The sequence below is a fragment of the Angustibacter aerolatus genome (genome assembly GCF_054776675.1).
The window spans coordinates 31,668-43,984 of record NZ_BAAHBM010000022.1 but is presented as its reverse complement, the minus strand read 5'-3'; the positions used below and the strand labels follow the sequence as shown (position 1 = coordinate 43,984).

At 72.2% G+C, this 12,317-nt stretch carries 11 protein-coding genes; 7 read left to right on the top strand and 4 right to left on the bottom strand.

Annotated features, from left to right (window positions below; genetic code table 11):
• Nucleotides 1-380 (bottom strand): molybdenum cofactor guanylyltransferase (gene mobA / locus ACYVI6_RS07730; protein ID WP_460445816.1); only part of this gene is annotated, 380 nt, incomplete at its 3' end.
• A gap of 142 nt (nt 381-522) precedes the next feature.
• On the opposite strand from mobA, the gene ACYVI6_RS07725 reads away from it, so the two are divergent.
• From ACYVI6_RS07725 to ACYVI6_RS07710, 4 genes are all read left to right on the top strand, one after another.
• Nucleotides 523-3,942, top strand: a complete 3,420-nt coding sequence (locus ACYVI6_RS07725; protein WP_460445815.1) for a sensor histidine kinase — start codon at nt 523-525, stop codon at nt 3,940-3,942.
• A gap of 97 nt (nt 3,943-4,039) precedes the next feature.
• Nucleotides 4,040-4,492 carry a roadblock/LC7 domain-containing protein gene (locus tag ACYVI6_RS07720; protein WP_460445814.1) on the top strand — a complete coding sequence of 151 codons (453 nt, stop codon included), beginning with the start codon at nt 4,040-4,042 and terminating at the stop codon, nt 4,490-4,492.
• Nucleotides 4,489-4,899 (top strand): DUF742 domain-containing protein, encoded by a 411-nt coding sequence (locus ACYVI6_RS07715; RefSeq protein ID WP_460445813.1) that lies wholly within the window; start codon nt 4,489-4,491, stop codon nt 4,897-4,899. Before ACYVI6_RS07720 ends, ACYVI6_RS07715 begins: the two co-directional genes overlap by 4 nt.
• Nucleotides 4,880-5,518: a GTP-binding protein gene (locus ACYVI6_RS07710; RefSeq protein WP_460445812.1), complete on the top strand. Its 639-nt coding sequence runs from the start codon at nt 4,880-4,882 to the stop codon at nt 5,516-5,518. Before ACYVI6_RS07715 ends, ACYVI6_RS07710 begins: the two co-directional genes overlap by 20 nt.
• Nucleotides 5,519-5,609: 91 nt before the next feature.
• Here ACYVI6_RS07710 and ACYVI6_RS07705 read toward each other — a convergent pair whose 3' ends face one another.
• Genes ACYVI6_RS07705 through ACYVI6_RS07695 form a run of 3 tightly spaced genes read right to left on the bottom strand, consistent with a single transcriptional unit; the run spans nt 5,610 to nt 8,585 of the window.
• Nucleotides 5,610-6,398, bottom strand: a complete 789-nt coding sequence (locus ACYVI6_RS07705) for an ATP-binding cassette domain-containing protein (protein ID WP_460445818.1) — start codon at nt 6,396-6,398, stop codon at nt 5,610-5,612.
• Nucleotides 6,399-6,442: 44 nt separating this feature from the next.
• Nucleotides 6,443-7,474 (bottom strand): ABC transporter permease, encoded by a 1,032-nt coding sequence (locus ACYVI6_RS07700; protein WP_460445811.1) that lies wholly within the window; start codon nt 7,472-7,474, stop codon nt 6,443-6,445.
• A 4-nt stretch (nt 7,475-7,478) separates the two neighbouring features.
• Nucleotides 7,479-8,585 (bottom strand): substrate-binding domain-containing protein, encoded by a 1,107-nt coding sequence (locus ACYVI6_RS07695; RefSeq protein ID WP_460445817.1) that lies wholly within the window; start codon nt 8,583-8,585, stop codon nt 7,479-7,481.
• 230 nt (nt 8,586-8,815) lie between these two features.
• On the opposite strand from ACYVI6_RS07695, the gene cysK reads away from it, so the two are divergent.
• From cysK to ACYVI6_RS07680, 3 genes are all read left to right on the top strand, one after another.
• On the top strand, nt 8,816-9,745 hold the full coding sequence (gene cysK / locus ACYVI6_RS07690; protein ID WP_460445810.1) for a cysteine synthase A: 930 nt from the start codon (nt 8,816-8,818) through the stop codon (nt 9,743-9,745).
• A 4-nt stretch (nt 9,746-9,749) separates the two neighbouring features.
• Nucleotides 9,750-10,358, top strand: a complete 609-nt coding sequence (gene epsC, locus ACYVI6_RS07685; protein WP_460445809.1) for a serine O-acetyltransferase EpsC — start codon at nt 9,750-9,752, stop codon at nt 10,356-10,358.
• Between the two features lie 534 nt (nt 10,359-10,892).
• On the top strand, nt 10,893-12,275 hold the full coding sequence (locus ACYVI6_RS07680; protein ID WP_460445808.1) for an ABC transporter substrate-binding protein: 1,383 nt from the start codon (nt 10,893-10,895) through the stop codon (nt 12,273-12,275).
• Nucleotides 12,276-12,317 lie beyond the last annotated feature (42 nt).

The window sequence follows — 12,317 nt, the reverse complement described above, 5'->3', positions numbered from 1 at the left end:
GCGAGCAGCGGCTGGTCGCGGCCGCCCGCGTCGACCCCGACGGCGGCCTCCTGCTGCGGCGCGGCACGCAGGGCGGCGACCAGCAGCGGCAGCGCGTCGGCCGCGAACGGCTGGTCGCCCGCCACGACCGCCACCAGCGCGTCGTCCGGACCCGGTAGCGCGGTCAGCCCCGCGGCGATCGCCGGCACCGGTCCGCCGGGCACCTCGGGCCCGACCAGCCGCACCGGCACGCCCAGCCGCCCGAGCCGGCGCAGCAGGTGGTCGAGCACCGTGCCGTCCCCGAACGGCGCCGCCAGCTTGTCGCCGCCGAAGCGGCTGGAGCGCCCGCCGGCGGGCACGACGACGCCGATCAGCCCCTCGACGTCCGGCTCGCCCGACACGGTCGCAGTATCCGCCACGCACGCGGGAGGGCGCTCGACACGCCGTCGCTGGGCCGAACGGGTGACCTCCTGCCGGTGCGTGGTCAACATCCCACCCCGTCGCGCCGACACGTCATCTGTCAGCGACAGAGGGAAGGGCACCATGCTGCGTAACCGAGGTATCAGGACCAAGCTGCTCGCCGTCCTGGCACTGCCCGTCGTCGTGCTGCTCGTGATCTCGAGCATCGTGTCGGCACTGCAGTTCCAGAGCGCCAGCAAGGCGACGCAGGTCGAGAAGCTCGCCACCGGCGCGGGCGTCCTCGGTGAGCTGGTGTCGAACCTGCAGGACGAGCGCGCCGCCTCCGAGGTGCGCGTGCAGTCACAGACCGTCTCCAAGGAGACCGAGCGCCAGCTCAAGGCCACCCGCCTGGCCACCAACGGCTCGCTCGTCGCCGTCCGCAAGCTGCTCGTCTCGGTCGACCTGAACGCGCTGTCGGCCGACGCCGGCACCGCGGTCGCCCAGGCGCAGGCCGGGCACGAGCGCCTGCTCGACATGCGCCGCCAGGTCGACGGCGGCTTCATCAGCACCGACACCGTGGCCTCGCAGTACGCCACCGTGATCGCCGCCGACATCGCGCTCCCGCAGCGCATCGGCGACGGCCTCGACGACCGCTCCATCGGCCAGCAGCTCGTGGCGTACTCCGCCTCGCAGCGCCTCACCGAGGTCGCGCTGCTGCAGCGCGAGGCCGGCCTGGCGCTCATCCGCGCCGACGGTCAGGACTCGGGCGACGCCCAGCGCCGCGCCATGGTCGAGTACGGCCAGCAGGACATCGCCGCGAGCACGCTGTTCCGCCAGAACGCGACCGCCCCGCAGCAGCAGGCCCTCGACAACGCGGTCTACAACCCGCCGACGCTGCGTGGCCTGTACCGCGAGGCCGAGGCCGCTCTCGAGCGCGGCGGCTCGCTCGGCGACATCGACACCGCCTACTGGCGCGCCGCGGCCAACCCCCGCATCGACGCGCTGAACGACCTGGGCGCCCCGATCGCCGCGGCCATCGCCGCGACCGCGAACGACACCGCGGCCGCTGCCCGGGCCCGTGCGCTGTTCGTGCTGCTCGGCTCGATCCTCCTCGTCGTCGTCGTCGGCGGCCTGGGTGTCTACCTGGCCCGCGCCATGACCCGCCCGCTGCGCCGCCTGACGGCCGCGGCCGGCGAGCTGGCCGACGAGCTGCCCCGCATGGTGGAGCGCATGGCCACCCCGGGCCAGGGCCCGGGCGTGGAGCTCCCCGAGATCCAGATCACCTCGAACGACGAGGTGGGTCAGCTGGCCCTCGCCTTCGTGAACGTGAACGAGACGACGGTCCGCGTCGCGGAGGAGCAGGCCGCGCTGCGCGCCTCGATCGCCGAGATGTTCGTCAACGTCGCCCGCCGCAACCACGTCCTCCTGTCGCGCCAGCTGAGCTTCATCGACCAGCTGGAGCGCACCGAGGAGAACCCGGACACGCTCGACAACCTGTTCCGCCTGGACCACCTCGCGACCCGGATGCGCCGGAACGCCGAGTCGCTCATCGTCCTCGCGGGCGTCGACGCCGGACGCCGCCTGCGTCGTCCGATGCCGCTGTCCGACGTGATCCGCACCGCCGTCTCCGAGATCGAGCGGTACGACCGCGTCGACCTCTCGCTGCAGGCCGACCCGCCGCTCGTCGGCCACGTCGCCCTCACCGCGGCGCACATGGTCGCGGAGCTGCTCGAGAACGCCACCCAGTTCTCCAACCCGGACACCCGCGTCATCGCGGCGACGGCGTTCGGTGCCGGCGGCGTCCGCGTCACCATCACCGACCTCGGCCTGGGCATGACCTGGGACGAGATCAACGACGCCAACCAGCGCATCGCCAACCCGCCCGTCACCGACGTGGTCGGCTCGCAGCGCCTCGGCTTCTACGTGGTCGGCCGCCTGGCCCGCCGCCTCGACGCCGCCGTGGTGCTGCGCCCGGGCCGCACGCAGGGCACCGTCGTCACCATCGACCTGCCGTCCGCGCTGTTCGTGCCCGGCTCGGTGCTCGAGGTGGCCGGCGGGTTCGACGACCTGGCGGACGCCGTCACCGAGGCGACCGGGTCGAGCGACCCGAGCGACTCGACCGGTTCGTCCGGCGGCTCCGCCCCCGCGGCGCACGACGACTTCACGCCGGTCGCCCCCACGGGCACCGACGCCGAGGTGCTCGACGTCGCTCCCGCCACCGACGGCTCGCTGCCGACCCTGCCGCGTCGCGGCCAGGGCGGCTCGGTGCAGCCCCGGGTCCCGGCGTCCGCGCCGGTGGAGCCGGCTCCGGCCGGGTCCGCCGACGGTGGTCTGCTGCCCCGCCGCTCGAAGGCGGCCGAGCCCGTCGTCGCCCCCGAGCCGGTCGCCGAGCCGGTCGAGGCGCCGTCCGGTCCCCGGTCCGGCATCTTCAGCGGCTTCCGCTCGCGCCGTGCGGTCGACGAGCCCGCCGACGCCCCCGAGACCGCGGCGGCCCCGGCCGCCCCGGTGACGGCGTCCGACGACCTGCAGGTCGCCACGGCGTCCGGTGCCCCGGTGTCCCTGCCGAGCCACCACGCGCACACCGTCCTGGACGACGAGCCCGCCGCCGAGTTCGTGCCGGTGCTCGAGGAGTCCAAGCCGCTGCCGACCCGCTCGCTGCCCGCCCGGGCCGTCGAGCCGGCACCGGAGCCCGTCGTGGCGCAGCTCGCCGAGGAGCCGGCCGCGCCGGTCGCCGAGGTCGAGCCGGTCGCCGAGGTCGAGCCCGTCGCGGTCGCCGAGCCGGTGGCCGTCGTCGAGCCCGAGCCGGTCGTCGAGCCCGAGGCCCTGCCGGTGCGCTCGCAGGGCGACGCCCTGCAGGCCTTCGCCCAGGCCGCGGGTCCCGCCTTCGAGCCGGTCTTCGAGCCCGAGGAGCCGGCCGAGCCGGCCCTGGGGTCGGCCGGGGTGGTCTCGCTCGACATCCTGCCCGACAAGGGTGGCAAGAAGCTGCGCCGCCGTCCGGCCAAGAGCGCCCCGGCGCCCGCGGCCGCCCAGGCCCCGGCCACCGCGCCGGTGCCCGCCCCCGCCGCTCCCGCGGCCGGTCTCTTCGGCGGCGCCGCGGCGGCGGTCGCCGAGGTCGCCTCGATCGCCCCGGCCGAGCCGGTCGCGGTCGAGGAGGGTCGCGCCGACGCCACCGCGCTCTTCGGACGTCGCCGCGAGGCGGCTGCTCCCGAGGCGCCGGCACCGGTCCCGGCCGTCCCGGCCCTCGCCGCCGCGCAGACCCTGCGCGAGCGGTCGGCCATGGCGTCCGAGGCGCTGTCGGAGCTGAGCGCGCTGTCCGCCTACAACCCGCAGACGGTGCAGCCGGCCGCCCCCACCTCGCTCACCCGACGGACGCCGCTCGCGACGCCCGCCGGTGCCGCCGGGCAGCGTGCCCAGCAGCAGACCGAGGAGCAGCCGCTCGGTGCCCGACGCACCAACCGCAACGCCGCCGACGTCCGCACCATGCTCTCCGGCTTCCGGGCCGGCGTGGAGCGCGGTCGCACGTCGCCCGGCGACACCGCCGACGAGCCCGCCGGCGACCACTGATGTCGACACCCCGCGTGTCGCTGCACGCTCAAGATCAGCTCCACCCTGTCCGATCAACCACCTGGATCGACCCCGCACCACTTCGGAGGACCACCCCGTGACGACGATGAGCACCGAGGCAGCCAACTTCAGCTGGCTCCTCGACAACTTCGTGAAGAGCGTGCCCGGCGTCAAGCACACGCTCGTCGTGTCCGCCGACGGCCTGCTGATGGCAATGTCCGACGAGCTCGACCGCACCGCCGGCGACCAGCTGGCCGCGATCGTCTCGGGCATGTCCAGCCTGACCCGCGGGGCAGCTCGCCAGCTGCGCGGCGGCGAGGTGCGGCAGGCCATCGTCGAGATGGACACGCAGTTCATGTTCCTCATGAACATCAGCGACGGCTCGGTGCTGTCGGTGGCCGCCGACGCCACCTGCGACGTCGGCCTGATCGGCTACGAGATGGCGCTGCTGGTGAGCCGCACCGAGGCCACCCTCACGCCGCAGCTGGTCACCGAGATGCGCTCGCGCCTCCCCGTCTCCGGGGCGGTCCGTGCGGGGATCCCGGGGTGATCCCGGTGGACCCCCTCGACCTCCCCGCCGACCTGGCGGAGGACGAGGCGGACGACGACACGTACGCCGTCCGCCCGTACGCGGTGACGGGTGGCCGGACGCGCACGTCGGCCAAGCAGGAGGCCCTGCCGGTCGAGGCGCTCGTCCAGTCCTTCGGTGGCGACGACGCGGTCGGGCTCACGCCCGAGCGACGCAAGATCATCGCCCTCACGTCCACGCAGTTCCTGTCCGTCGCGGAGCTCTCCGCGCACGTCGAGCTCCCGGTCGGCATCGTCCGGGTGCTCATCGCAGACATGGCCGAGGCCGGCCAGGTCAAGATCCACGGTCTGGGCACCACGTCCCAGGCCGCCCCAGCAACCAGCCTCAGCGTCCTGGAGAGTGTTCTCAATGGCATTTCCTCGCTCTGACGTCGCGCCGTCGGGCACGCCCGCGGCGGCCGCGGGCGCCGGCGCCGCGGCTGCGACCCCCGAGACGGCCCCCACCGTCGTCAAGATCGTCGTGGCCGGCGGGTTCTCCGTCGGCAAGACGACCTTCATCGGTTCCCTCTCGGACATCGAGCCCCTCCGCACGGAGGCCGCGATGACCGAGCACTCGGTCGGCGTCGACGACGCCGGTCTGGTGACCGACCGCAAGACCAGCACCACCGTCGCCATGGACTTCGGCCGCATCTCGCTGCCGGGCAACCTGTGGCTGTACCTGTTCGGCACCCCGGGCCAGGACCGCTTCCTCTTCATGTGGGACGACCTGGTCAAGGGCGCCATCGGGGCGGTCGTGCTCGTCGACACCGACCGGCTCGACCAGTGCTTCCCGGCCGTCGACTACTTCGAGGCGCGGCAGATCCCGTTCGTCGTGGCGGTCAACTGCTTCGACGGCGTGGCCCGCCACCAGCTCGAGGACGTCCGCGAGGCGCTCGCCGTCCCCGCGCACGTGCCGATGCTCTACACGGACGCACGCACCCGGGCGGCGACCAAGCAGGCGCTCATCAGCGTCGTGCAGCTCGCCATGCAGCGCCTCACCGGCGCCTGAGCCCGCACCAGACACCGCCGAGCTGCCACCTCTGGGGCACCGAACCACGGTTCGGTGCCGCGGAAGTGGCAGCTCGGCGGCGTCTCGGGGGTCAGTCCAGGGTCTTGGCCCCGGTCATGATCGCCACGCCCTCGCCCATCTCGTGGGTGCTGGGGGTGATGACGCCGGCCCGGCCGCCGAGCCGCTGCACGTGGATGCGGTCGGCGACCTCCCACACGTGCGGCATGTTGTGGCTGATGAAGATGATCGACAGCCCGCGGTCGCGCAGCTGCTTGATCATGTCGAGCACCATGCCCGACTCCTTGACGCCCAGCGCCGCGGTCGGCTCGTCGAGGATGACGACCTTGCTGCCGAACGCCGCGGCGCGCGCCACCGCCACCGCCTGCCGCTGACCACCCGACAGGGTCTCGACGGCCTGGTTCATGTTCTGGATCGTCTGGATCCCCAGGTCCTGCACCGACTTCCCGGCCCGTCGCTCCATGCCCTTCTTGTCGAGCATGCGCAGCACCGAGCCGAGCGGTCCCTTGCGGCGCTCCTCGCGAGCCAGGTACAGGTTGCTCGCGATGTCGAGCGCAGGGATGACGGCGAGCTGCTGGTAGACGGTCTCGATGCCGGCCTCGCGCGCGTCCTGCGGCTTGCGGAACGCGACCGGCTGGCCGTTGAGCCGCACCTCGCCCGAGTCCGGCACGAAGGCTCCGGTCAGGCACTTGATGAGGGTCGACTTGCCGGCACCGTTGTCGCCGATGACCGCGAGGATCTCGCCCGGGTACAGGTCGAGGTCGACGCCGTTCAGCCCGACCACCCGGCCGAACGTGATGACCAGGCCACGGGCCTGCAGCACCGGCTGCTGGCTGTAGATGTGCTCCTTGCCGGCCGGCACGCCGCCGTAGGCGACCTCCTGCTGGTCCGGGTGCTGGGACGTCGTCACACCTTCACCCGCCTGATCCACTGGTCGACCGCGACGGCGACGATGACGAGGATGCCGGTGGCCAGCACGCGCCACTGCTGGTCGACACCCATCTGCGAGAGCCCGAACTGGAGCGTCTGGACGATGAGCGCGCCGATGAGCGTGCCGATCAGCCGTCCGCGGCCGCCGAACAGGCTGGTGCCGCCGATGACGACGGCGGTGATGCTGGCCAGGTTCGCGTCCGGTGCCGCGTTCGGCGTGGCCGCACCGGCACGGCCGATGAGGATCCACGCCGCGATGCCGTAGATGAGCCCGGCGACCGTGTAGACGGCGAGCAGGATGCGCTTGCTCGGCACGCCCGAGAGGCGGGCCGACTCGGCGTCGTCGCCGACCGCGTACACGTAGCGTCCCCAGGCGGTCTGCGAGAGCACGAAACCGACCACCAGGTAGATCAGGACGACGACGACGATGCCCCAGGTGAGCCGGAAGTCGCCGATCGCGAAGCCCTCGCCGAGGAAGTTGAGCAGCCGCGGCAGGTGGTCGGCCTGGATGCTCTCGCCGCCGGAGTAGAGCAGCGCGATGGCGGTGAAGATGCTCAGCGTGCCGAGCGTGACGATGAACGGCGGCAGGTTGATCCGCGTGACGAGCGCGCCGTTCAGCAGGCCGGCCGCGGTGGCCAGCGCGACGCCGATCAGCAGGCCCAGCAGCCCCGGCATCCCGCCGTCCTTCGACAGCGTGGCCATCACCATCATCGACAGCACCATCACCGCACCCACCGACAGGTCGATGCCCGCGGTGAGGATGACGAGCGTCTGCCCGACGGCGAGGGCGGCCACGACCGCCGACTGCTGCAGCAGGATGCCCATCGAGTTCGGGGTGAGGAACGTCGGCGTCGCGATGAAGAACGCCACGAAGGCCACGAGGAGCAGGAACAGCGGGCTCAGCCACGGTCTCCCGTGCAGCTGGTGCTGCACCTTCTGCAGCGGGGACTGCTGCCGCCGAGCGAACTCGGCGGCAGCAGCCGAACCGGTGGTCGTGGTGGTGGTCATGCGATCAGTTGCCCCAGCACAACGAGTTGCCCTTGCCCGAGTCGATGCTCTCGACGCCGTCGGCCGGCTTGTCGGTCACCAGCGCGACGCCGGTGTTGAAGAAGTCGAGGCCGTCGGACGGCTTCGGCTTCTCGCCGCCGCGGGCGATCTTGGCGATGGCCTCCATGCCGAGCGTGGCCATCTTCAGCGGGTACTGCTGCGCCGTGGCGCCGATGACGCCGCTCTTGACGCTCGAGACGCCGGCGCACCCGCCGTCGACCGACACGATGAGCGCCTGCTTGCCGGCGGCCTTCAGTGCGGCGTTCGCGCCGACGGCGGTGGGCTCGTTGATCGTGTACACCAGGTTGATGTCGGGGTTCTTCGCCAGGCACTTCTCCATGGCGCTGCGCCCGCCGTCCTCGGCGCCCTGACCGGCCTCGTTGCAGACGATCGTGTAGTCGCCGCCCTTGCCGCCGGTGTACTTGCCGCTCTTGGCCTCGTCGCCGTTCTTCTTCGGGTCGGCGACGTCGATGCCCATGCCCTCGAGGAAGCCCTGGTCGCGGTTGTAGTCGACCGAGACGATCTTGTCGTCGAAGAGGTCGAGCAGCGCGATGACGGCCTTCTTGCCGTCCAGCGTCGAGGCGGCCCACTGGCCGTCGAGCTTGCCGGCCTCGCGGTTGTCCGTGGCGAAGGTGATGTCGACGGTGTCGGCCGGGTCGGGCGGGGTGTCGAGCGCGATCACGAAGAGGCCGGCGTCGCGGGCCTTCTTCATGGCGGCGTTCACGCCGGTGCTCATCGGGGTGATGAGGATGCCCTTGTCGCCGCGGGCGATGGAGTCCTCGATGGCCGTGATCTGGCCCTGGTCGTCGCCCTCCTGCTTGCCGCTGGCGACGGTGAGCTTCACGCCGTTCTTGCCGGCGTCGGCCTTGGCGCCCTTCTGCATGGCGACGAAGAAGGGGTTGGTCGAGTCCTTGGTGATGAGGCTGACGCCGACGGTCTTCTCGCCGCCGGACGACGACGCTCCGGCGTCGTCGCCGCCGCGGTTGCAGGCTGCGGTCGCGCTGACTGCGAGGCACGCCGCGGCGACCGCGACCGCCCGTCGCGTCATCGAGTGGGAGGGGGAGGTGCGCATCATGCCGGTGCCCTTCAGAGAACTGCTGACGACCTTGTCAGGCCCGTGCCTAGTCCGCTGACCTGCGGAAGTCAATGACCGGGGCCCCTGGCGAGACCGCGTCCCGTCCACATGGTGGACGTCCGGAGCCGTGCCGGGGCGTCCGACGTCCAGAGGGTGTTCGCTGTCCACGAGGTCGCGCGCGTCCGCGCGCGCCGACGCCTGCCCGCTCGACCGAGAGGTGACCCCCCGTGACCGTCTACGACGACGTGACCGCGCTCATCGGCAACACCCCGCTGGTCCGCCTGAACCGCGTCACCGACGGTGCGGGCGCGACCGTGCTGGCGAAGCTCGAGTTCTACAACCCGGCCAACAGCGTGAAGGACCGCATCGGCGTCGCGATGATCGACGCCGCGGAGGCGTCCGGCGAGCTGCAGCCGGGCGGCAGCATCGTCGAGGCCACGAGCGGCAACACCGGCATCGCGCTCGCCATGGTCGGCGCCGCGCGCGGCTACAAGGTGATCCTCACGATGCCCGAGACGATGTCGAAGGAGCGCCGGGCCCTGCTGCGCGCGTTCGGCGCCGAGCTGGTGCTCACGCCCGGCGGCGAGGGCATGAAGGGCGCGGTGAACAAGGCCGTCGAGATCGGCCAGGAGCGCGGGGCCGTGCAGGTGCGGCAGTTCGCGAACGCCGCCAACCCCGAGATCCACCGGCGCACCACGGCCGAGGAGATCTGGCGCGACACCGACGGCGCCGTCGACGTGTTCGTGGCCGGCATCGGCACCGGCGGCACCATCACCGGCGTCGGCCAGGTGCTGAAGCAGAAGAAGCCGGGCGTGCAGATCGTCGGGGTCGAGCCGGAGGAGTCGCCGATCCTGAACGGCGGCGCACCCGGCCCGCACAAGATCCAGGGCATCGGCGCCAACTTCGTGCCCGAGATCCTCGACCGCGAGGTCTACGACGAGATCATCGACGTGAACGCCGAGACGTCCGTCGAGTGGGCCCGCCGCGCCGCCGCGGAGGAGGGGCTGCTCGTCGGCATCTCGTCCGGTGCGGCGATCAAGGCCGCCGTCGACCTCGCCAAGCGCCCGGAGAACGCCGGCAAGACGATCGTCGTGATCATCCCCAGCTTCGGCGAGCGGTACCTGTCGACGATCCTGTACGCCGACCTCCTCGACTGACCGGGTGCCGCACCCGGACGCGGCCGCGCCGACCTCCTTCTGGCGGTCGGCGCGGGCGCGCGTGCTCGAGGACCTCGACGCCGCGGCGGTGCGCGACCCGGCTGCCCGCAACCGCCTCGAGCTGCTGCTGTGCTACCCCGGGCTGCACGCCGTGTGGATCCACCGCGCGGCCCACCGGCTCTGGCGCCGACCGGGTCTGCGCCTGGCCGCGCGGCTGCTGTCGCAGCTCAACAGGTCGCTCACGGGCGTGGAGATCCACCCCGGGGCCGTCGTCGGCCGCCGGCTGTTCATCGACCACGCCATGGGCGTGGTGATCGGCGAGACGGCCGAGGTCGGCGACGACGTCCTGCTCTACCACGGGGTCACCCTGGGCGGCCGGAGCCTGGCGCGGGCCAAGCGCCACCCGACGCTCGAGGACGGCGTGAGCGTGGGTGCCGGGGCACGGGTGCTCGGCCCCATCACGATCGGTGCCGGGTCGCAGATCGGGGCCAACTCCGTCGTGGTGAAGGACGTCCCCCCGAACAGCATCGTCGTCGGCGTGCCCGGTGTGGCCCGCCCGGCGCAGGGGCACGACGTGTACGACGTCTGGGCCGACCCGGAGATCTACATCTAGGCGACCCGACGGTCCGCGTGCCCGTCGCGGGCGCGGCCACGGCGGTGAGCGGCGGACACGGGACGTTGCGTCCCGAAACGGTCATCCCGCGGTGGGCCGCAGGGTCCTCACGGGCAGCGCGCCCACCGGAACCTGCCTGGGGCGGCTGATCGGCCGTCGTCCGGTGCCCGACACCGGTTCTCGGGAGGCGATCCCGGGGTCACGCGCCGGACACACGGTGGTCACGAGGCGGTCACGCAACCTGCCCGCGGGCGCCCGTTTCGAGTGCCCGGATGCCCGTTTAGGACCGGGTGTTGCCGGAGGTCGTGTGGCCTGCGTTACATGCAGACGGCAACAGGCGCCCGAAACGGGCGCAGTCGGCAACGGAGCGGACGGTGACGAGGTGCGCGTGACGATGCGTCCGGCGATCCCCACCGTCCCGTCGGCAGGCCCTTCCATGACGTCCGGGACGGCGCACGACGTCCCGGTACGGCGCGACCCCGCAGCACCCGAGAGCCGCCCGGTGGGGGCGGTCTCCGGCATGAAGGAGGAGCAGTGACCCAGAACCCCAGGTTGTGGCGCACCGTCGTCACGTCCGGGCTCGTCGCCTCGGCGCTCGTGGCCGCCGGCTGCGCCGGCGCCGGTGGTGGCGGCAGCGCCAGCGGCGGCGGCGCCGGTGGCGGCGACGCGAAGTCCATCAACGTCCTGATGGTCAGCAACCCGCAGATGACCGACATCCAGAAGCTCACCGCCGACACCTTCACCAAGGACACCGGCATCAAGGTGAACTACACCGTCCTCGACGAGAACAGCCTGCGCGACAAGGTCACCCAGGACGTCGCCACCAAGGCCGGTCAGTACGACGTCGCGACCGTCGGTGCCTACGAGATCCCGATCTGGGCGAAGAACGGCTGGCTGCACGAGGTCGGCAGCTACGCGTCGAAGGACGCGAGCTACGACCAGTCCGACCTGCTGAAGCCGATCCAGGAGGCCATCAGCTCCGACGGCAAGCTCTACGGCCTGCCGTTCTACGGCGAGTCCTCGATGCTCATGTACCGCAAGGACGTGCTGAAGGCCAAGGGCGTCACGATGCCCGAGCGCCCGACGTGGGACCAGGTCGCCGACATCGCGGCCAAGGTCGACGGCGCCGAGCCGGGCATGAAGGGCATCTGCCTGCGCGGCCTGCCGGGCTGGGGCGAGATGTTCGCGCCGCTCACCACCGTCGTGAACACCTACGGCGGCACCTGGTTCGACAAGGACTGGACCGCCAAGGTCAACGCGCCGGAGTTCAAGAAGGCCGCGAACTTCTACGTCGACCTGGTCAAGAAGCACGGCGAGACCGGTGCGGCGCAGGCCGGCTTCACCCAGTGCCTCAGCGCGATGACCCAGAGCAAGGTCGCCATGTGGTACGACGCGACCTCCGCCGCCGGCTCGCTCGAGGACCCCAAGTCGAGCGACGTCGCGGGCAAGATCGGCTACGCCTACGCGCCGACCGGCACCGTGCAGAAGCCGTCCGGCTGGCTGTGGACGTGGGCGTGGGTCATGCCGCAGACCACGAAGAAGGCGGACGCCGCCTCGAAGTTCATGCTCTGGGCGACCAGCAAGGACTACGAGAAGCTCGTCGGCGAGAAGCTCGGCTGGGCCCGCGTGCCGTCCGGCAAGCGCGCCAGCACCTACGAGCTGCCCGAGTACAAGAAGGAGGCCGCTGCGTTCGGTGACATCACCCTGAAGTCGATCGAGGAGGCCAACCCGACCGACCCGGGTGCGCAGCCCCGCCCGACGGTCGGCGTCCAGTACGTCGGCGTCCCCGAGTTCACCGACCTCGCCACCGAGATCTCGCAGCAGCTCAGCGCGGTCATCGCCGGCAAGGGCACGGTCGACGCGGTGCTCGACGACGCGCAGAAGCAGGCCCAGACGGTCGGGGACAAGTACAAGTAAGGTCCCCGCACCCGAACGACCGCACCACTGCTCGTCCTGCTC